The following is a 20041-nucleotide window of genomic DNA, read 5'->3' on the forward strand; positions in this document are numbered from 1 at the left end:
GCGGGGTGGAGCAGCTTGGTAGCTCGTCGGGCTCATAACCCGAAGGTCGTCGGTTCAAATCCGGCCCCCGCAACCAAATACAAGACGATAGATTGAGTACTTATTTAGTATACAATTGTTAAGTCGTCTACGGATGCGCCGCTTGATTCAACGCCTGCTTCTCGCAACCAATCACATCGCTCTTTTCATAATGCTGCGAAGCATGAATCCCCAAAAGCTAAACTTTTATCCGCATCATATGATGTCGGACGATTTCGTTTGTGTTTAAAACACGATATGAATCGGCTGACGTACAAGTATGATGAGGCTTCGCGTGTTTTATCTACTTTAATTAACAGAGTTATCCACATACGTCGTTCTGTGGATAAGTTGGTTGATAAAGTGTTTTTAGCTTGACTTTTTATGATGGGGAAGAAAGATCTTTTCTCTAAAGTGAAGTGGAAACAACAAAGAAATATAAATTAACTCTTTGTTATATAAGGGAAAAATAAGTTTTTTGTCGGATCGAGTACGTTAAAATACGATCATTAACTGGTATTTTTTTGATCCTAGTCATTTCTCCGAGCTGTGTTTAACTTTTTTCTGCTAGCTTGTTTTTCTTGAATCTCAAATTTTTTTCCACATTACAAAATTGAGAACAAGGTCATGAATTGAACATGCAAAAGTACTTTCAATCTCTTGCATATAGACTACGCTCTATGCGTCTCTCGGCAGTCCCTTCTCGACTATCCTTATTAAGCGTTGCTTTTTCGTCTCTATAGATGAATTACTCTCAGTGGGGAGTTGATTCAGTTGCTCTGTCAAAGCCCATTTAATGTGCTCATCAAGTAATTTATTTTCACCTTGCCGACTTTCCAGCGCATCTATGATTCGCTGACTATATTCTGCATTACCAAGTGCGACAGCGATGTTACGTAGCCACTGTATATGACCAATACGGCGGATAGCGGAGCCTTCCATATTTTTTAGAAAAGTCGCTTCATCCCAGTTAAACATGTCGACGAGGTCAGGGTTTTTGAAACTGTCACGACGGTGGAAATCATCTTGTTCCGTTATGTCGGCGTAGCGGTTCCATGGGCAAACCAATTGACAGTCGTCACAACCATAAATGCGGTTACCCATTGGCTTTCGAAACTCTTCAGGAATCACGCCATCGAACTCGATGGTGAGATAAGAGATACAACGCCGGGCATCGACAACTTTGTCTTCAATGATGGCTTGTGTTGGGCATGATGTAATGCATGCTTTGCATTTACCGCACTGATCAACGCTTGGCTCATCAACGGGTAGTGGTAAGTCGATAAGTAGTTCACCTAAAAAGAACCACGATCCACAGTCTTGATCTAAAATCAGGGAATGTTTCCCGGTCCAACCTAAGCCCGCTTTTTGGGCGAGAGGTCGCTCTAATATTGGTGCGGAATCAACGAAAGGTCGGTAACCATATTGACCAACCTCTTGTTCAATAAGTTTGCCGAGCTTATTTAGCTGCTTTCTGACGAGCTTGTGATAATCGCGCCCTAGTGCGTAGCGGCTAATATAGGCATGACTTTTATTCGCGAGGTTCGAAGCGAATTGAGCCTCTGGTGGCAGATAGTCCATCCGGACGCTGATAACACGAACGGTTCCCGGGAGTAGCTCATGGGGTCTAGCACGCATCATACCGTGACGAGCCATCCAATCCATTGAGCCGTGATAGCCTGCATCAAGCCATTTTTGTAGTGCTGCTTCATGTTCACTCAGATCAACGTCGCAGATCCCAACTTTTTGGAAGCCGAGTTCTTTTCCCCAAACTTTGATTTGTTGTGCGAGTTGTTCGTAGTTCATATTAACCACCGGAATAAAGGGGGGCGGATCTTAACGGATCTCTGGCTTTGGTGCTACCCAGTTAGGTACGTTTTTGATGTTGTGAATACTGCTTATTGAAGTCATTTGCATATATTCTAAATCTAGGTCGATACTAAGATGATTAAGATACCGTTTATTGGATACTTTTTTCGCACATATGACATTTGAAAGCTTGTCTCTCAAAACCAACACGGTTTACTATTCCTGTTCTTTTGATTTTTATATAGTCAACGATCATTAGTTAGAGAAGCATCAATGAGCACGAAACAATTCAATTTAAAAGATGAGCATGAAACGGTTGCACTAGGCACCGCTTTGGCTCAGCTTTGTTCCCAGCAAACCACAATTTATCTGCATGGTGATTTGGGTGCAGGTAAAACAACCTTTAGTCGTGGTTTTGTCCGTGCTCTTGGTCACCAAGGTAACGTGAAAAGTCCAACTTATACTCTAGTCGAACCGTACCAGTTGGATCAGTGGCAAGTATATCACTTCGACCTTTATCGTCTTGCGGATCCTGAAGAGCTTGAGTTTATGGGGATTCGAGACTATTTCACAGACGATGCGATTTGCTTGGTTGAATGGCCTGAAAAAGGGCATGGCTTACTGCCACAACCGGATCTTGATGTAAACATTCGCTACCAAGGTGAGCAACGTGTAGCCGAACTAACAGCTAATAATGATTATGGTGTGCAGTTACTCAGTCGATTGGAGTTATGTTGAGTTTTTCTAATTTTAGAGTAGTGGCGACGTTTGTCGCCACTTTTCTCCTTCTCATCCCCAATTTAGCATTTGCTAACGTCGTTAAGAGTTTTCGAGTTTGGCCTTCACCTGATGAAACACGTGTTGTCATCGATTTAGGCTCGGAAGCTGACTATTCCTATTTCTCTTTATCAGGGCCGGATCGCCTTGTCGTGGATTTAAAAAGCACGACGATGCAGGCCAAACTGCCTGTTACTGTTACGGATAGCCCTGTTTTAAAACTGGTACGAAAAAGCTCGCCTCCAGAGAAGGGCACTTATCGTTTGGTGTTTGAACTAAAAAAGAGCGTTCAAGCGGAATTATTTAAATTAAGCCCAACACCAGGTGGGCAGTATGGTCACCGCTTGGTGATTGATTTACCGCACGGTAAGAAGGCATCGACCTCTAAACCGAGTAAGCCAGCGGCGGCCAGCAAAGACATGAGTTCAGTTCAACGAGCTCAAGAAGTGTTAATTGTTATCGACCCTGGTCACGGTGGGGAAGACCCTGGCTCTATTGGCCCTTCACGTCGTAAGTACGAGAAAGATGCGGTATTGAGTATCTCAAGAAAAATTGCTGCTCAGCTCGATGCGACTCCTGGTATTAAAACGCGCATGACTCGTACGGGAGATTACTTTGTAAACTTAAACCGTCGTGTCGCGATTGCTCGTGAAAATGATGCACACTTACTGATCTCCATTCACGCTGATGCGTTTACCTCACCGAAGCCTCGCGGTGGTTCGGTCTTCGTACTAAATACTCGTCGTGCAAATACCGAAATTGCTCGTTGGGTCGAGAACCATGAGAAACAGTCTGAGTTATTGGGCGGCTCGGGTAATGCGTTCTTCACGAAGACAAAAGATCGTAACGTGAACCAAACTTTGTTGGACTTGCAGTTTAGTCATTCACAAAAAGAAGGCTATAAACTGGCAACAGAAATCCTAGGTGAGATGGGACGTGTTGCGCACCTGCATAACACCAAACCGATCAACACCAGCCTTGCGGTTTTACGCTCTCCACAGATTCCGTCTGTGCTAGTGGAAACGGGCTTTATTTCTAACCCAACAGAAGAGCGTTTACTGTTTCAACGAGCGCACCAAGATAAGTTAGCTCAGGCTATCACTAAGGCGGTCGTCAAGTACTTAAAAGATAACCCACCAGAGGGTACGGTGTTCTCGCCTTCAGCGAAGCCAATGGTACATATTGTAAAGCGTGGCGAGTCATTATCGGTGATCGCGAACAAATATGGGCTTAGCTCTAAAGCGCTGATGTCGGCAAACAACTTGAAGTCGACAGGCTTGGCAATTGGTCAGAAGCTCAACATTCCTTCTGCTGGTACGATTAAAGTGCCAAGTAAACCGATTACTGTTGAGACAGAAACCATTACGCACAAGGTTAAGTCTGGTGAGTTCTTAGGTAAGATTGCGAATCACTATAAAGTGAAGGTTTCAGATATCCGCCGAGAGAATAACTTGAAGTCAGATACCTTGTGGGTAGGGCAAAAGTTGAAGATAACGGTCGCGGTAAAAGATAAACCGATTCGTAAGCACAAGGTTTCTCGGGGTGAGTTCCTTGGCAAAATAGCGTCCAAATACGGCGTTAGCGTATCGAGCATTCGTAAAGCGAATAACTTACGCTCTGATCAGCTAGCGGTTGGGCAAGTCCTGATCATTCCAAACAAGTAGGTGAGCTTCTAACTCATTATGACGATTAAAATTTTGCCAGCCAGACTTGCAAACCAAATCGCCGCAGGGGAAGTGGTCGAAAGACCTGCTTCTGTGATTAAAGAGCTGGTTGAAAATAGTCTTGATTCTGGCGCAACTCGAATCGATATCGATATCGAGAAAGGAGGCGCAAAGCTGATTCGTGTTCGTGATAACGGAAAAGGTATCGCGAAAGATGAACTCGGCTTAGCGCTCAGTCGTCATGCGACATCTAAGATACATACCTTAGATGATCTCGAAGCCATTATGAGTCTAGGTTTTCGCGGTGAAGCGTTAGCCAGTATTAGCTCAGTCTCGCGTTTGACGCTCACGTCGCGTCCTGCGGCACAAGAAGAAGCCTGGAGTGCCTACTCCGAAGGGCGTGATATGCAGGTGAAGCTTAAGCCAGCAGCGCACCCGATTGGCACTACCGTTGAGGTGTTGGACTTATTTTTTAATACTCCAGCGCGTCGCAAGTTTCTTCGTACGGAGAAAACCGAATTTGCTCATATTGATGAGTTATTGAAACGCATTGCGTTAAGCCGCTTTGATGTCACCATCAATGTGCGTCATAACGGCAAGATCATCCGTCAATATCGCGCGGCGAAAAATCAGCTTCAAACCGAAAAGCGTATTGCTGCTGTCTGCGGTAATGCGTTTGTGCGGCATATGCTCAGAATCGAGCTTGAGCATCAAGGGTTAAAGTTACATGGGTGGATTACCACACCAGAGGGAGCAAGGCAGCAAAGCGATTTACAATATTGCTATGTGAATGGCCGAATGATGCGTGACAAATTAATCAATCACGCGATTCGTCAAAGCTATGAAATGAGCTTAAAGCCAGATCAGTTTGCTGCGTATGTGCTCTTTATTGAGCTAGATCCGCACCAAGTAGATGTGAATGTTCACCCTGCTAAGCATGAAGTGCGTTTCCACCAAGCTCGTTTGGTGCATGATTTCATCTATCAAGCTTTGACGGATGCACTTTCACAAAGCGCCGTGATTGATAAACCACAGGTGAATGAATCGGCATTTCATCGCGTGGAACCGACTGAGTCTGAAGAGATTGAGCATTCGCCAGAGCCTGAAAAAGTACAAGAGCCAGCATCTTCACCAGTACCAGAACGGGTTTATCAAGCGATAGAGAGTACACCGGCTTATCCTGGACGCAGTGATTATGAAGTGAAGCCTCGTAATAGCGGTCCTAGTGAAACCTCCGTGCGAGAGGCGCGCGTAGTGGAGTCATTCAAACGTAATGATTGGGTGGAATCCAAACCTGCACCAAAGCCAAGTCACAGTAAAGAGCGCCACGTAGAACCAGCGCCAACTAAACAAGAAGTACGCGCTTATCACGAGCTGTTGAAAACGCCAGAGTTTGAGGCTCAGGCAGTCACTCCAATAGCGCCCCAAACGATAACTTCGCACACATCAATGCCATCGATTACTGCATTAGGCAAAGCGCTGATGGTGGTCGATGAACAATTTGTTTTGATGAGCAGTGACAGTGGGGCGGCGTTAGTCTCGTTACCTAGAGCAGAATTTTATCGTGTAAAAGGCCAGCTTTCTCCAAGCGATGGTGCACTCAAGGCACAACCTCTGCTTGTTCCTCTATCTATTAAGTTAGAGGCCGAATTAGTGAGACTGGCCCAAGATTATCAACAAGATTTGGCATTGCTTGGTATTCAATTGAAAGCGAGAAACGAGCACGCCTTAATGGTGATGGGCGTCCCAGCTCCGCTGCGTCAACAAAACTTACAAAATTTAGTACCAGATCTGTTATCTTACGCGCAATCTTGTGTGAACGAAGGTATAGCAGCGGCTCAGATGCTGTCTGAGTTGATAGATTGGCTCGCATTACAGGTCACGACAGTGAAGAGTCACTATACTTTTTCTGAAGCCATTCAAATTATTGCGGAACTTGAACAGCTAAGACATGGTCAATTGCCATTAGAAGATACAAAATTCGTATCCGCTGTTGATTTCTCTGCCACGATAGCCAAATTAAAACCATGACAGATAAACTACCTTTGGCGCTATTTTTAATGGGGCCAACTGCATCAGGCAAAACTGAGCTGGCGATTCGTCTTCGTCAAAAATTTCCGATTGAGATCATCAGTGTTGATTCTGCTTTGATCTACAAAGGGATGGATATCGGTACGGCGAAACCGGATGAAAAAGAGTTAAGTTTGGCGCCTCATCGCTTGATAGATATTTTGGATCCAAGTGAATCTTACTCTGTCGCCGACTTTCGTCGAGATGCATTGAAAGCGATGGATGATATTGTTGCAGAAGGAAAAATTCCACTTCTTGTGGGTGGAACAATGCTGTATTACAAGGCGTTACTTGAAGGTTTATCACCACTTCCTGCTGCAAATCCTGAAATTCGTCAGCAAATTGAACAAGAGGCATTGACTAAAGGTTGGTCAGTGTTGCACGATGAACTCAAAGAGGTTGATCCTGTGTCAGCCGCGAGAATCCATCCCAATGATCCCCAACGTTTATCTCGGGCATTGGAAGTTTTTCGCATTTCAGGTAAAACTTTGACTGAATTGACTCAAACGAAAGGTGAAAGCCTACCATACCGAGTCAAGCAGTTTGCAATAGCTCCCAAGGATAGGGCAGAACTTCACCGTCGGATTGAACTCCGTTTCGAGAAGATGATGGAAGCGGGCTTTGAAGAAGAAATGAAAGCGTTACATTCGCGAAAAGATCTTCACCCCGATCTTCCTTCCATACGATGCGTCGGTTACCGACAGATGTGGGAGTATTTAGATGGGGAGTGTACACGTGACGAAGCGGTATTTCGTGGCGTATGCGCGACTCGTCAATTGGCCAAGCGTCAAATCACCTGGTTACGCAGCTGGGATGATTTAACTTGGTTGGATAGCGAGAACATTGAACAGGCATTAGAAACGATGTCGGAAGCAATAGCATCTGATTGACATAGCTGTGTATAATGTGATCGTTTTTGCGTGAACGCACTCTCAAAGGATCTGTTGTTGGCGGTTTTTATACTATGCTGCTAATTACTTAGAGTGCATTTTTGATTCGTTTAGCTCAGATGCAAAAGCCGTATCTTTTGCATTGCACCACTAGCTAAATAATTACAACTACAAATTAAATAAGGAAAATAAAATGGCTAAGGGGCAATCTCTACAAGACCCATTTCTAAACGCGCTACGTCGTGAGCGTATCCCGGTATCTATCTACCTTGTGAATGGTATTAAGCTACAAGGTCAGATCGAATCATTCGATCAATTTGTGATCCTGCTGAAGAATACTGTTAACCAAATGGTGTACAAGCACGCGATCTCAACAGTTGTGCCGGCTCGTCCAGTGAGCCATCACAGCGGTGAACGTCCACAAGGTGAGCGTCCACAAGAGAAATCAGAAGATTAATTCTTCATCGAGTATTTTTAAAATAAGGAGTTGATTGCTTGTTTGACCGTTATGAATCCGGTGAGCGAGCCGTACTTGTTCATATCAACTTCACGCAAGAAGGTGAATGGGAAGATCTGGCTGAGTTCGAAATGCTGGTTTCTTCTGCTGGGGTAGAGGCGCTACAAGTGGTAACTGGTAGTCGTCAATCCCCACACCCGAAATACTATGTCGGAGAGGGTAAGGCCCAAGAGATTGCTACAGCGGTACAATCAACGGGTGCCGAAATTGTGATTTTTAATCACGCCCTCTCTCCTGCCCAAGAACGTAACCTCGAAGCACTGTGCCAATGTCGAGTTCTCGACCGCACTGGTCTTATTCTCGATATCTTTGCTCAACGAGCTCGAACACACGAAGGTAAGCTACAGGTAGAGCTGGCTCAACTTCGTCATATCTCTACTCGTTTGATTCGTGGTTGGACGCACCTTGAAAGGCAGAAAGGTGGTATCGGTTTACGTGGCCCGGGTGAAACCCAGCTGGAAACCGACCGTCGCTTATTGCGTGACAGAATCAAAGCCATCCTGCGACGCTTAGACAAAGTAGCGAAGCAGCGTGAACAAGGGCGCCGCGCCCGAAATCGAGCTGAAATCCCAACGGTTTCACTTGTGGGTTACACCAACGCGGGTAAGTCGACACTCTTCAACCGTATTACAGAAGCTGGCGTGTACGCGGCTGATCAATTATTTGCTACTTTGGACCCGACTTTACGTAAGATAGAGTTAGCAGATGTTGGTCCTGCCATCTTGGCAGACACGGTTGGTTTTATTCGACATTTGCCACACGACTTGGTTGCGGCCTTCAAGGCAACCTTGCAGGAAACGCAAGAAGCTGACATTTTGTTACATGTTGTTGATGCCAGTGATGAGCGTTTTCGTGAGAATATTCAAGCTGTTCATGAAGTACTAGAAGAGATCGACGCGCATGAAGTGCCGACTCTGGTTGTCATGAACAAAATCGACAATCTAGATTCGCAGAAACCACGTATAGAACGAGACGAGGAAGGCGTACCTCGCGCAGTTTGGGTTTCAGCAATGGATGGGTTGGGCATTGATGTCCTGTTTGAGGCGCTGACGGAACGTCTGGCGTCACAAATGGTCGAGCATCAGTTGCGAATTCCTCCACAGTATCAAGGACGATTCCGTAGTACCTTCTTCCAAATGAAGTGTATTCAACGTGAGGAATATGACCAGGATGGTAACTTGTTGATCGATATTCGAATGCAGCAAGTAGATTGGTCTAGACTTGAAAAAAGAGAAGGGGCAGTTTTGACTGGCTTTATAGTCACTTAAAGGACTGCTACAGTATAACGTCATATCAAATGATGGAGCTTTCTAATGGCGTGGAATGAGCCTGGAAATAACAACGGCAACAATGGCCGCGATAATGACCCTTGGGGTAATAATAATCGTGGTGGCCAGCGTCCTGGTGGCCGAGATCAAGGTCCGCCAGATTTAGATGAAGTGTTCAACAAACTGAGTCAAAAGCTGGGCGGCAAGTTTGGTAAAAAAGGCGGCGGTGGTTCTCCAATCGGCGGCGGTGGTGGTAGTGCAATTGGCTTTGGCGTGATTGCTCTGATTGCTGTTGCAGTTTGGTTCTTCGCTGGTTTTTACACCATCGGTGAAGCAGAGCGTGGTGTTGTACTGCGTTTAGGTAAATACGATCGTATCGTAGACCCAGGTCTTAACTGGCGTCCTCGCTTTATTGATGAGTACGAAGCGGTAAACGTACAAGCGATTCGTTCACTACGTGCATCTGGTCTAATGCTGACCAAAGATGAAAACGTTGTAACAGTTGCGATGGATGTTCAGTACCGAGTGACTGACCCATACAAATACTTGTACCGTGTAACCAATGCAGACGACAGCTTGCGTCAAGCAACGGATTCTGCACTACGTGCAGTAATTGGTGACTCATTGATGGATAGCATTCTAACCAGTGGTCGTCAGCAAATTCGTCAAACTACGCAAGAAACACTGAACCAAATCATTGATAGCTATGATATGGGTCTGGTACTTGTTGATGTGAACTTCCAGTCTGCTCGTCCACCAGAGCAAGTGAAAGATGCGTTTGATGATGCAATCGCAGCACGTGAGGATGAAGAGCGTTTCATTCGTGAAGCTGAAGCATACAAGAACGAAATCTTGCCTAAGGCAACGGGTCGTGCAGAGCGTTTGAAGAAAGAAGCACAAGGTTACAATGAGCGTGTCACTAACGAGGCTCTTGGTCAGGTAGCACAGTTCGAAAAACTACTACCAGAATACCAAGCAGCGCCTGGTGTAACGCGTGATCGTCTGTACATTGACGCAATGGAAGAGGTGTACTCAAGCACTTCGAAAGTGTTGATTGACTCGGAATCAAGCGGCAATCTTCTTTACCTTCCAATCGATAAGTTGGCGGGACAAGAGGGCAAAGCAGATACCAAACGTAAATCGAAGTCATCTTCAACTTATGATCAAATTCAACTTGAGTCTGATCGTACACAAGAAGACACTTCGAACACGCAGTCTCGTTCAACAGGTTCACGTCAAGGGAGATACTAAGAATGCGTAAGTTAATGATCCCTGTACTGGTAATCGCACTGGCATTAATGTTGATGTCTTTGTTTGTGATTCCTGAAGGTGAGCGCGGTATAGTGGTTCGATTTGGTCGTGTCTTGAAAGACAATAACGACATCACTCGAATTTACGAGCCTGGTCTGCATTTCAAGATGCCTTTGTTTGACCGTGTGAAACAACTTGATGCACGTATCCAAACAATGGATGGTCGTGCAGACCGTTTCGTAACGTCTGAGAAAAAAGACGTTATCATTGATACCTACGTGAAGTGGCGTATTGAAGATTTTGGTCGCTACTACCTCGCGACAGGCGGTGGTAACTCGCTAACGGCAGAGGCACTACTTGAGCGTAAAGTGACGGACGTGCTTCGTTCTGAAATCGGTGCTCGTGAAATCAAACAGATCGTATCTGGTCCACGTAACGATGATGTGCTACCAGAAGACGCAAGTGCCGATGTTGTCGCAACTGAAGCGGCTCGTGAGGCGCTTGAGATTGATGGTGAACGCGACCTAATCATGTCTGAAGTATTGAAAGACACGCGTGAAAGCGCAATGAAAGACTTGGGTGTTCGTGTCGTTGATTTCCGAATGAAGAAAATCAACCTGCCTGATGAAATCAGTGAGTCTATCTACCGTCGTATGCGTGCGGAGCGTGAGTCCGTTGCTCGTAAGCACCGTTCTCAAGGTCGTGAAAAGGCGGAAGTTATTCGTGCTCAAGCAGAACTAGAAGTAGCAACTATTCTAGCTGAAGCTGATAAAACTGCGCGTGTGACACGAGGTGAAGCGGATGCTGAGGCTGCGAAGATTTATGCTGAAGCGTACAACAAAGACCCTGAGTTCTTTAGCTTCCTACGCTCGCTACGTGCGTATGAGAAGTCCTTCAGCTCTAAGAGCGATATTCTGGTGCTTGATCCGAAGAGTGAGTTCTTCCAATACATGAACCAGTCGAAGGGCAGCATGGAGAAATAATCTCCGCGTCTCATTGAAATAAAAGGCTCCTTAGGGAGCCTTTTTTGTATCTGATGCTAAGTGCTAGCTCATCATGATAGCGATTACGGCTCCAGCAACTACTAGGCAGCCACCGATGCGTCGTAGCTGATTGTTGGGTTGTTCACTTAATTGAGCCACCATATTCCGCCAACCGTTAGGAGCAATCAGTGGCCCAATGCCTTCCACGATCAAGACGAACCCAATCGCCAACCATATGGATTCAGACATAGCGCTTTCCAGTCGAATAGAGAAAGCTAAATACTATCAGTGATATGCTGATTTCAAAATGAACAAAGCGGCAAGATGACATTCTGGTAGCAACTCTGTGAACAAAAAATGACTGCAAGAAGCGTGATTCGGTGCTAGAATCCATTTTTAACTAGCAATCAGACTTGGAAAGATGGGAAATAACGTAGTCGTTCTAGGCACCCAATGGGGTGACGAAGGTAAAGGTAAAATCGTAGACCTTTTAACTGAAGATGCAAAATACGTGGTACGCTACCAAGGCGGTCACAACGCAGGTCACACTCTCGTAATTGACGGTGAAAAAACCGTTCTTCACTTAATTCCATCAGGTATCCTTCGCGATAACGTAAAATGTGTTATCGGTAACGGTGTTGTACTATCACCTGAAGCTCTACTTAAAGAAATGAAGCCTCTTGAAGAGCGCGGTATTCCAGTACGCGAGCGTCTTTTCATTTCTGAAGCATGTCCGCTAATTCTTCCTTACCACGTTGCAATGGACCAAGCTCGCGAAATCGCTCGCGGTAAAAAAGCTATCGGTACTACTGGTCGTGGTATCGGTCCAGCATACGAAGATAAAGTTGCTCGTCGCGGTCTACGCGTTGGCGACCTATTCGATATGGCGACTTTCGCAGAGAAGCTAAAAGAAGTCATGGAGTTCCATAACTTCCAACTAGTTAACTTCTACAAAGCGGAACCAGTAAGCTACGAAGAAGTACTTGAGCAAGCTAAAGGCTACGCTGAACTACTAACGTCAATGGTTATCGACGTAACTGACGAACTAGACGCAGCACGTAAGCGCGGCGACAAGATCATGTTCGAAGGTGCACAAGGTACACTACTTGATATCGACCACGGTACTTACCCGTACGTAACGTCTTCTAACACGACTGCTGGTGGTGTTGCTGCAGGTTCTGGTTTTGGTCCTCGTCACATCGGTTACATCTTGGGTATCGCAAAAGCGTACTGTACTCGCGTTGGTGCTGGTCCATTCCCGACTGAACTATACGACGGTTTAGATAAGCAAGATCCAATTGGTAAGCACTTAGGTGAAGTTGGCCACGAGTTCGGTGCGACAACTGGTCGTCTACGTCGTACAGGTTGGTTCGATGCTGTTGCTATGCGTCGTGCAATCCAAATCAACTCTGTATCTGGTTTCTGTCTAACTAAACTAGACGTACTAGATGGTCTAGAAGAGCTAAAAATCTGTACTGGTTACAAGATGGAAGATGGCTCTGTGCTAGAAGTTTCTCCGATGGCTGCTGAAGCATTCGAAAAAGCAACGCCAATCTACGAAACAATGCCAGGTTGGTCTGAGAATACATTTGGTGCTAAGTCACTAGATGCTCTACCACAAGCCGCCCTTGACTACATCAAGCGTATTGAAGAGCTAACTGGCGTTCCAGTAGACATCATCTCTACAGGTCCTGACCGTAACGAAACTATCATCAAAGTTCACCCATTCGAAGCTTAATTGATAGCCGTTAAAGATTGCAAAAGCCGACCTTATGGTCGGCTTTTTTGTATCTGAACAAAAACAGCGTGACTCTCATATGGCAAGCTTTTGCCGCTGAGCCTAAATCAGAGGCAAAAATTGTCTAAAGCTTAGCTGTTTTTTGCCGATAAGGTTATCAAGCAGAGGAGATCCTTCACCGATCTTTGGTTTCTTAGATACCTTAAGGGTACGTTTATGAAGTTACGAACAGTGGCTGCTTCACTGTTGTTGACCTTGGTTGCTACCACAGGGAAAGCCAATGTTGCTGATGTGGGGGCACCAGTTCCGATCTATACCGAAGCAGAGCTGATAAAGCTTATTGAGCAAAATAAGCACTTACAACGTGTGCGCGCTGATAACTGCCAGCTGGTGGAGGATATCGTAGCTCGTGCGACTCGAATTAACTTACCCGCTTATGAATTTCTGTACGGAGATATGTTGGCTTGGGGGGTGTGTGTCGAGCAAGATGTCGAACTGGGTCTTTACTACATCGAAAATGCAGCGCATCAGGGGTTACCAGCTGCACTAGAGCAGATTGGCCGATACTATTCGCGTGGCACTTTAGTACAGCAAGATAAAGAACGTGCAATTCCATATTTGCGAGAAGCTGCGTCAATGGGAAACCTAAACGCGCGTATTCATCTGGCCGAGTTGCTTTTACGTGATTATGGCAGTCCACTCGATTACGAAGATGCGTATCGTTGGTTATATAACTCTGTCACAGCAGATAAGCGGCAGCATAAGCGCATAACTGTATTGAGAAACGGCCTTGAACAGCGCATGCCACAAAACGTTATTGCTCGAGCTAAACGGCGAGACACCTTTTGGTAACGCTTCAATATTGCAAACAACTTCATACAACAAAGCCCACGTCACGTGGGCTTTGTTGTTTTCCCGATAGTTGGTAGCGCTTAAACCACTTTGTGTGGACCGAAGCATTCGTAATGGAATTGCTCTTCTGGTACGCCAAGTTCTAATAGCTGTTTCGCTACGTGCTGCATAAATCCTACAGGACCACAGAAGTATACCTGCACGTTATCTTGCTTTAATGCAGCTTCAATTTCATACAGATTGACAAAGCCCGTGAAGTGGAAGTCTTCGCCTAGCTTGTCTTCTGCCGTTGGTTGGTTATACCAAACGAGCGCGTTCATATTTTCTTTTTCTGCAACGAGTTGGTTTACGTGTTGCTTGAAAGCATGCTGTTGGCCATTTTCTGTTGCATGAACCCAAGTTACAGGTGCTTGATGTGCTGAGAGACTTTCTAGCATTGACAGCGTTGGAGTAAGTCCCACACCAGCAGAAATTAGAACAACGGGTGTTTGTGGTTCGGCATCCATAAAGAAATCACCGGCAGGGGCCGCAAGCTGCACTTTTTCGCCAATGTTCAGGCTATCGTGCAGGTAGTTCGACACTTTTCCGCCTTCTTCACGTTTTACTGAGATACGGTAGGTGTTCTCTTGGACCGCAGAAGACAGGCTATATTGGCGAATTTCTTGGTTTTCTAACTGGTCACTGTTGATGTAGATGCCAAGGTATTGTCCCGGTTTATACGGCGCCACTTTTTGGCCATCGGTTGGCTTGAACACAAAGCTGCAAATGTGTTCGCTCTCAATCTTTTTATCGACTAATTCAAATTCGCGTAGACCGCGCCAGCCGCCTTCCAAAGCTTCATTTTGTTGGTAAATTTGTTCTTCGCGCTGAATAAATACATTCGCAAGTACGCCGTAAGCCTCAGCCCAAGCATCCAACACTTCTTGACCTGGATTAAAAAGCTCATCGATTGTCGCAAGTAAATGCTTACCAACGATTTGGTACTGATCTTCTGTGATCAAAAAGCTCGTGTGCTTATGCGCAATTTTCTCTACTGTGCCAAGCAGAGCTGGCAAATTTTCAATATTGGCAGCATAGGCACAGATAGCGTTGAATAATGCTTCACGCTGATCGCCGTTACGCTGGTTACTCATGTTAAAAATATCTTTCAACTCAGGGTTATGAGTAAACATACGCTCGTAAAAGTGCGCGGTCAGTTTTGGTCCTGTTTCGGCGATGAGTGGTGCGGTCGCTTTGACGATCTCGATAGTTTGATTGCTGAGCATAAGGGCTTCCTACTTTAAGTTGTATTTATAATGCATGTTTAAAGTTGTATCTCAAATGTATCTTTCGATCAAGAAAAGATTTACACTTTTATCGATAGCTCAAGTTTGGGGTTTTAGCATCACCAGCGGGTTATTGAGTCGCACTTTGGGAGAGAATATGCAGTTAACTAGTTTCACTGATTATGCGTTGAGAACCTTAATTTTCTTGGCTTCGTTGCCGGAAGATGAGTTAACCAGCATTACCGAAGTGACGGATTTATTTGGTGTGTCGCGCAACCATATGGTTAAAGTTATCAATCGGTTAGGACAGTTGGGTTATGTCCATACCGTGCGCGGAAAAAACGGTGGTATCCGGCTGATGAAGCCAGCATCTGAAATCACAGTCGGTGGTGTTGTGCGCGATTTAGAGCCGTTAGATTTAGTCAACTGTGGTGTGGATTTTTGCCATATTACCCCTGCTTGCCGCCTCAAAGATAAATTGGCGAAAGCAAAAAGTGCCTTTCTGGCGGAGTTGGATGATTGCACGATTGAATCCTTGCTCAGTGACAATTCTGAACTTTTGATCTTGCTGGCTCGTCCTTAACTCATTTGCATGCCTAGAGTCGATCTCGATCATTCTTTTTTCAAAGCAATTCTGTAGCTTATCGAGAGACTCAGATATACTAGCCATATACCTTCCTTGCTAGATAGGCGTGCCTATGTCAGACAATATTCCAAACGATCCTTTTGCAGATCGTGAATCCAAAAATTACGAAAATCCAATTCCAAGCCGAGAGTTTATCATCGAGTTTCTAGAGCAAGCGGGCGTTCCAATGAATCGTAACGACTTGTTTGAGGCACTAAAGCTTGAGGGCGAAGAGCAATACGAAGGGTTGCGTCGTCGGCTACGTGCGATGGAGCGAGATGGCCAACTGGTGTTTACCCGCCGTCAGTGCTATGCATTGCCTGAAAAACTTGAAATGGTGAAAGGTTACGTGATTGGTCATCGTGATGGCCATGGTTGGGTACGTCCAGAAGGCAGCGTCGGCAAGGATGATGATATTCTGTTACCGCACCATCAGATGAAGAACATCATCCACGGTGATTTTGTCTTAGTGCAACCGACAGACAACAGCAAGCGCGGCCGCCGTGAAGGACGTTTGGTGCGTGTGCTAGAGGAGCGCAATGATCAAATCGTTGGTCGTTTCTTCCTTGAATATGGATACTCCTATGTTGTCCCAGATGACTCGCGTATCAGCCAAGATATCCTGATCCCAAATGAGCACAAAGCGGGTGCACGCATGGGTAACGTAGTCGTAATTGAAATTACTGATCGTGGCTCACGCTCACGCGGCATGATGGGTAAAGTGGTTGAAGTCCTTGGTGAAAATATGGCACCAGGTATGGAAACACAAATTGCGATTCGTACACACCAAATTCCTCACGAGTGGCCAGAAGCCGTCGATAAACAAATCGAAAACTTGGGCGAAGAAGTACCAGAAGAAGCCAAAGTTGGTCGTGTGGATCTACGTGATTTGCCACTAGTGACCATTGACGGCGAAGACGCACGAGACTTTGATGATGCCGTTTACTGTGAAAAGAACAAAGAAGGTGGTTGGCGTTTATGGGTAGCGATTGCTGACGTCAGTTACTACGTTCGTCCTGACTCTGCGTTGGACAAAGAAGCGATCAATCGTGGTAACTCAGTATATTTCCCGTCGCAAGTTGTGCCGATGTTGCCAGAAGTACTATCGAACGGCCTATGTTCGCTTAACCCGCAAGTAGATCGCTTGTGTATGGTGTGCGAAATGACCATTTCCGATACAGGTAAGCTGTCTGGTTACAAGCATTACGAGGCGGTGATGAACTCGCACGCTCGTCTCACATATAGCAAAGTGAGCGCGATTCTAGAAGGGGATGAAGAACTACGTGAGCGCTACCAGCCGCTTGTTTCTCATCTAGAAGAGTTGCACAAGATGTACAAAGTGCTGAAAGAAGCACGAGATCAACGCGGTGCAATCGAATTTGAAACCGTTGAAACCAAATTTATTTTCAATGCGGAACGTAAAATCGAAAGTATTGAGCCAGTAATTCGTAATGACGCGCATAAGATCATCGAAGAATGTATGATTTTAGCCAACATTGCTTCGGCATCGCTGGTAGAAAAAGCGAAAGAGCCCGCGCTTTATCGTATCCACGAATCTCCAGGTGAATTACGCCTGCAAGGTTTCCGTGACTTCTTAAGTGAACTTGGTCTTGAGCTAAAAGGTGGTTTAGAGCCTTCACCAACGGACTATGCTGATCTCGCACGTCAAATCTCCGGGCGTCAAGATCAAGAGTTGATTCAGACCATGCTGCTACGCTCAATGAAGCAAGCGGTATACAACGCAGATAACGCGGGGCACTTTGGGTTGGCATTGAAACGCTATGCGCACTTTACGTCGCCAATTCGTCGTTACCCTGACTTGTTACTTCACCGTGCAATCAAGTATCTGATTGCTAAAGAAGAAGGTCGTAATCAAGATCGCTGGACACCAACAGGTGGCTATCATTACTCGTTTGACGACATGGATTTTTACGGCGAACAATGTTCGATGACAGAGCGCCGTGCTGATGATGCAACACGTGATGTTGCGGATTGGCTGAAGTGTGAATATATGCAAGACCACGTCGGTGACGAACTAGACGGTGTTATTGCTAATGTCACTAGCTTTGGCTTCTTTGTACGTTTAACGGATTTGCACATCGATGGTTTGGTACATATTTCTACCCTTGCGAACGACTACTATCAATTTGACCCGATTGGTCAACGACTTATTGGTGAAAGTTTCGGTAACATCTACCGCTTAGGTGATGCAGTAAAAGTAAAAGTACTGGCTGTTAACCTCGATGATAAGCAAATTGACTTTGAATTGGTCGAAACAAGTCGTAAGCTACGCGGCGAAGGTAAGACTGCGAAGAAACGCGCAGCGGAAGCAAAACGCAAAGCGAAAGATAAAAAACGCGCTGCGACTCGCTCTTCATCGAAAGAAGGTGGCGCGGCTCGTGCAGTTCCTGCGATAGAGCCAACTAAACGCCCAGAAGAAACGGGTGCAACGAGTAAGCGTAATGGCCCAAAACGTGGTGACGCCGAAGGCAACGAGAAGCCTAAAGTGAAAAAAGCACGTAAAAAGAAGCCGCACAGTAAGCCGAAGAAAACCAAGCGCACTAAAAAAGAAGCGCAGTAGGTTGAAGCGCCAACTTAGTTCAAACTCGGTTGGCGCAGGCAATACGACCAGAACAACAGGTTAAACAATGAGTAACGAATTTATCTACGGCATTCACGCAGTGAAGGCGGTATTGGAGCGCGAACCAGAGCGTTTTATCGAGGCGTACGTTTTAAAAGGTCGTCAAGATGATCGCCTAATGCCAATCCTAAATGATCTTCAGGTTTGTGGCGTTTCTATTCAGCAGATGACACGTAAAACCTTGGATGACAAAGCGCGCGGTGCAAATCACCAAGGCATCATCGCTCGTGTGAAACCAGCGAAGCAGCTGAATGAGAACGATATAGATGACATCCTGGCGCAGCACGAATCACCACTGCTATTAGTGTTAGACGGCGTGACCGATCCACACAATCTTGGTGCGTGTTTACGTAACGCAGATGCGGCAGGTGCTGCGGCGATCATCGTACCGAAAGATCGTTCTGCACCGATGAACGCAACCGTAAGCAAAGTGGCTTGTGGTGCAGCTGAAGTCGTGCCATTGATCCGAGTGACTAACTTGGCTCGTACTATGCGTACACTGCAAGAGCAAGGTATCTGGTTTGTTGGTACGGCGGGCGAAGCAACGCACGACATCTACCAAGCAAAACTGACTGGACCCCTTGCTATCGTAATGGGGGCAGAAGGTGACGGTATGCGTCGTCTGACTCGTGAAACCTGCGACGATTTGATTAAGATCCCAATGGCTGGTAGCGTTTCAAGCTTGAACGTATCTGTGGCATCCGGCATCTGTTTGTTTGAGGCAGTTCGTCAGCGTATTGCTGCAAAGTAATTGCTAAACAAGTTAATAAACAAACAGTTACTGCAAAGTCAGACATAATGATAAAAACAAAGGATGGGGTGCCATCCTTTGTCGTTTTCACCGATTTATAAATAAAAATCCTCAGGGAAGTTATGACTCAACAAGACATTAAATTCATCGCCTTCGATCTAGATGGCACTTTGCTTGATAGCGTGCCAGATCTAGCTGTCGCGGCAGACCAAGCAGTACAGGCGCTTGGCTTTCCATCGGTTTCAGAAGAACAAGTTCGTGATTACGTGGGTAACGGCGCAGACGTGCTTATTGGTCGCTCATTAAGCCAAAGCCTGACCATCAACCCAGAGCTGAGTGAAGAGCTTCGTGCTAAAGCGCGTGTATTGTTTGATGATTACTACGAGCAAAGCGGTCACAAGCTAAGTCATCTTTACCCAACGGTAAAAGAGACACTAGCAGAGCTGCACAAAGCGGGCTTTGTTATGGCGCTGGTGACCAACAAACCTTCAAAGTTTGTGCCTGACGTTTTGGAAAAGCACGACATCGCAAAATACTTCGTTGATGTCCTTGGCGGTGATGCATTCCCAGAGAAAAAACCAAACCCAGTAGCATTGAACTGGCTAATGGAAAAGCACCAAATCCAACCAAGTGAAATGCTGATGGTTGGCGACTCGAAAAACGACATTCTCGCAGCAAAGAATGCAGGCTGTGCCTCATTTGGTCTGACATATGGTTACAACCACGGTGAACCTATTTCAGCATCAAATCCAGATTTCGTCGCTGACAGTTTGGCAGAATTATTGGACGTTGTAGCGGTTTCTGCATAACGGCTACAAAAGAGCTTCCAAAATACTCGTTAATGAGTACACTGAGTAAACCGTGCACCTATTACTGCACGGTTTTTTTCATTTAATTAGATTAAGAAGTCAAAGGAATCATT

General features: G+C 45.7%; 17 protein-coding genes. 14 read left to right on the forward strand and 3 right to left on the reverse strand.

Annotated elements, in window-relative coordinates:
• Positions 1-696 precede the first annotated feature (696 nt).
• Positions 697-1824 carry a tRNA epoxyqueuosine(34) reductase QueG gene (queG, locus tag R7Q38_RS20740; protein ID WP_017633726.1) on the reverse strand — a complete coding sequence of 376 codons (1128 nt, stop codon included), beginning with the start codon at positions 1822-1824 and terminating at the stop codon, positions 697-699.
• Positions 1825-2100: 276 nt separating this feature from the next.
• Between queG and tsaE the strand changes: the two genes are divergently transcribed.
• From tsaE to hflC, 8 genes are all read left to right on the forward strand, one after another.
• A complete protein-coding gene (gene tsaE, locus R7Q38_RS20745) occupies positions 2101-2565 on the forward strand; it encodes a tRNA (adenosine(37)-N6)-threonylcarbamoyltransferase complex ATPase subunit type 1 TsaE (protein WP_005381372.1) in 465 nt (154 codons plus the stop codon).
• Positions 2559-4268: an N-acetylmuramoyl-L-alanine amidase gene (locus R7Q38_RS20750; RefSeq protein ID WP_005381374.1), complete on the forward strand. Its 1710-nt coding sequence runs from the start codon at positions 2559-2561 to the stop codon at positions 4266-4268. The genes tsaE and R7Q38_RS20750 overlap by 7 nt, the downstream gene beginning before the upstream one ends.
• Before the next feature lie 18 nt (positions 4269-4286).
• On the forward strand, positions 4287-6299 hold the full coding sequence (gene mutL / locus R7Q38_RS20755) for a DNA mismatch repair endonuclease MutL (protein ID WP_213874975.1): 2013 nt from the start codon (positions 4287-4289) through the stop codon (positions 6297-6299).
• Positions 6296-7228 carry a tRNA (adenosine(37)-N6)-dimethylallyltransferase MiaA gene (miaA, locus tag R7Q38_RS20760; RefSeq protein ID WP_005381378.1) on the forward strand — a complete coding sequence of 311 codons (933 nt, stop codon included), beginning with the start codon at positions 6296-6298 and terminating at the stop codon, positions 7226-7228. Before mutL ends, miaA begins: the two co-directional genes overlap by 4 nt.
• Before the next feature lie 193 nt (positions 7229-7421).
• A complete protein-coding gene (hfq, locus tag R7Q38_RS20765; protein WP_005381379.1) occupies positions 7422-7685 on the forward strand; it encodes an RNA chaperone Hfq in 264 nt (87 codons plus the stop codon).
• A 38-nt stretch (positions 7686-7723) separates the two neighbouring features.
• Positions 7724-9013 carry a ribosome rescue GTPase HflX gene (gene hflX / locus R7Q38_RS20770; protein ID WP_005381380.1) on the forward strand — a complete coding sequence of 430 codons (1290 nt, stop codon included), beginning with the start codon at positions 7724-7726 and terminating at the stop codon, positions 9011-9013.
• A gap of 45 nt (positions 9014-9058) precedes the next feature.
• Positions 9059-10264 carry an FtsH protease activity modulator HflK gene (gene hflK, locus R7Q38_RS20775; RefSeq protein WP_017633728.1) on the forward strand — a complete coding sequence of 402 codons (1206 nt, stop codon included), beginning with the start codon at positions 9059-9061 and terminating at the stop codon, positions 10262-10264.
• 2 nt (positions 10265-10266) lie between these two features.
• Complete coding sequence (hflC, locus tag R7Q38_RS20780; RefSeq protein WP_005381382.1) at positions 10267-11247, forward strand: protease modulator HflC; 981 nt, start codon at positions 10267-10269, stop codon at positions 11245-11247.
• Between the two features lie 63 nt (positions 11248-11310).
• Here the strand turns inward: hflC and R7Q38_RS20785 are convergent, their stop codons facing one another.
• Positions 11311-11496 (reverse strand): DUF2065 domain-containing protein, encoded by a 186-nt coding sequence (locus tag R7Q38_RS20785; protein WP_213969934.1) that lies wholly within the window; start codon positions 11494-11496, stop codon positions 11311-11313.
• Between the two features lie 172 nt (positions 11497-11668).
• On the opposite strand from R7Q38_RS20785, the gene R7Q38_RS20790 reads away from it, so the two are divergent.
• Both R7Q38_RS20790 and motX read left to right on the forward strand, forming a co-directional pair.
• A complete protein-coding gene (locus R7Q38_RS20790) occupies positions 11669-12985 on the forward strand; it encodes an adenylosuccinate synthase (protein WP_005381385.1) in 1317 nt (438 codons plus the stop codon).
• A 216-nt stretch (positions 12986-13201) separates the two neighbouring features.
• Positions 13202-13837: a flagellar protein MotX gene (gene motX / locus R7Q38_RS20795; protein ID WP_054575294.1), complete on the forward strand. Its 636-nt coding sequence runs from the start codon at positions 13202-13204 to the stop codon at positions 13835-13837.
• Positions 13838-13917: 80 nt separating this feature from the next.
• Here the strand turns inward: motX and hmpA are convergent, their stop codons facing one another.
• A complete protein-coding gene (gene hmpA, locus R7Q38_RS20800; protein ID WP_239938450.1) occupies positions 13918-15102 on the reverse strand; it encodes an NO-inducible flavohemoprotein in 1185 nt (394 codons plus the stop codon).
• Positions 15103-15259: 157 nt separating this feature from the next.
• Here hmpA and nsrR point away from each other — a divergent pair, with 157 nt between their 5' ends.
• The 4 genes from nsrR to R7Q38_RS20820 all read left to right on the forward strand — a co-directional run bounded on the left by nsrR (position 15260) and on the right by R7Q38_RS20820 (position 19928).
• Positions 15260-15685 carry a nitric oxide-sensing transcriptional repressor NsrR gene (gene nsrR / locus R7Q38_RS20805; RefSeq protein ID WP_005381392.1) on the forward strand — a complete coding sequence of 142 codons (426 nt, stop codon included), beginning with the start codon at positions 15260-15262 and terminating at the stop codon, positions 15683-15685.
• Positions 15686-15800: 115 nt separating this feature from the next.
• The gene (gene rnr / locus R7Q38_RS20810; protein WP_017821742.1) at positions 15801-18308 is read left to right on the forward strand and encodes a ribonuclease R; all 2508 of its coding nucleotides are present in this window, start codon (positions 15801-15803) and stop codon (positions 18306-18308) included.
• 67 nt (positions 18309-18375) lie between these two features.
• Complete coding sequence (rlmB, locus tag R7Q38_RS20815; RefSeq protein ID WP_017633733.1) at positions 18376-19119, forward strand: 23S rRNA (guanosine(2251)-2'-O)-methyltransferase RlmB; 744 nt, start codon at positions 18376-18378, stop codon at positions 19117-19119.
• A gap of 122 nt (positions 19120-19241) precedes the next feature.
• Entirely contained in the window at positions 19242-19928 is a 687-nt protein-coding gene (locus tag R7Q38_RS20820; protein WP_005382834.1) for a phosphoglycolate phosphatase, read from the forward strand.
• The last annotated feature ends 113 nt before the right edge of the window (positions 19929-20041 follow it).

This window comes from Vibrio sp. Vb0598 (genome assembly GCF_033338935.1).
Lineage (GTDB): Bacteria > Pseudomonadota > Gammaproteobacteria > Enterobacterales > Vibrionaceae > Vibrio > Vibrio alginolyticus.

What these genes read in the sequence shown, in the direction of transcription:
- miaA (WP_005381378.1), top strand. Translation starts at nt 6,296, where the DNA reads ATGACAGATAAACTACCTTTGGCGCTATTTTTAATGGGGCCAACTGCA.
- motX (WP_054575294.1), top strand. Translation starts at nt 13,202, where the DNA reads ATGAAGTTACGAACAGTGGCTGCTTCACTGTTGTTGACCTTGGTTGCT.
- hmpA (WP_239938450.1), bottom strand. Translation starts at nt 15,102, where the DNA reads ATGCTCAGCAATCAAACTATCGAGATCGTCAAAGCGACCGCACCACTC.
- mutL (WP_213874975.1), top strand. Translation starts at nt 4,287, where the DNA reads ATGACGATTAAAATTTTGCCAGCCAGACTTGCAAACCAAATCGCCGCA.
- R7Q38_RS20820 (WP_005382834.1), top strand. Translation starts at nt 19,242, where the DNA reads ATGACTCAACAAGACATTAAATTCATCGCCTTCGATCTAGATGGCACT.
- nsrR (WP_005381392.1), top strand. Translation starts at nt 15,260, where the DNA reads ATGCAGTTAACTAGTTTCACTGATTATGCGTTGAGAACCTTAATTTTC.
- hflC (WP_005381382.1), top strand. Translation starts at nt 10,267, where the DNA reads ATGCGTAAGTTAATGATCCCTGTACTGGTAATCGCACTGGCATTAATG.
- R7Q38_RS20790 (WP_005381385.1), top strand. Translation starts at nt 11,669, where the DNA reads ATGGGAAATAACGTAGTCGTTCTAGGCACCCAATGGGGTGACGAAGGT.
- hflK (WP_017633728.1), top strand. Translation starts at nt 9,059, where the DNA reads ATGGCGTGGAATGAGCCTGGAAATAACAACGGCAACAATGGCCGCGAT.
- R7Q38_RS20750 (WP_005381374.1), top strand. Translation starts at nt 2,559, where the DNA reads ATGTTGAGTTTTTCTAATTTTAGAGTAGTGGCGACGTTTGTCGCCACT.
- tsaE (WP_005381372.1), top strand. Translation starts at nt 2,101, where the DNA reads ATGAGCACGAAACAATTCAATTTAAAAGATGAGCATGAAACGGTTGCA.
- queG (WP_017633726.1), bottom strand. Translation starts at nt 1,824, where the DNA reads ATGAACTACGAACAACTCGCACAACAAATCAAAGTTTGGGGAAAAGAA.
- R7Q38_RS20785 (WP_213969934.1), bottom strand. Translation starts at nt 11,496, where the DNA reads ATGTCTGAATCCATATGGTTGGCGATTGGGTTCGTCTTGATCGTGGAA.
- rnr (WP_017821742.1), top strand. Translation starts at nt 15,801, where the DNA reads ATGTCAGACAATATTCCAAACGATCCTTTTGCAGATCGTGAATCCAAA.
- rlmB (WP_017633733.1), top strand. Translation starts at nt 18,376, where the DNA reads ATGAGTAACGAATTTATCTACGGCATTCACGCAGTGAAGGCGGTATTG.
- hfq (WP_005381379.1), top strand. Translation starts at nt 7,422, where the DNA reads ATGGCTAAGGGGCAATCTCTACAAGACCCATTTCTAAACGCGCTACGT.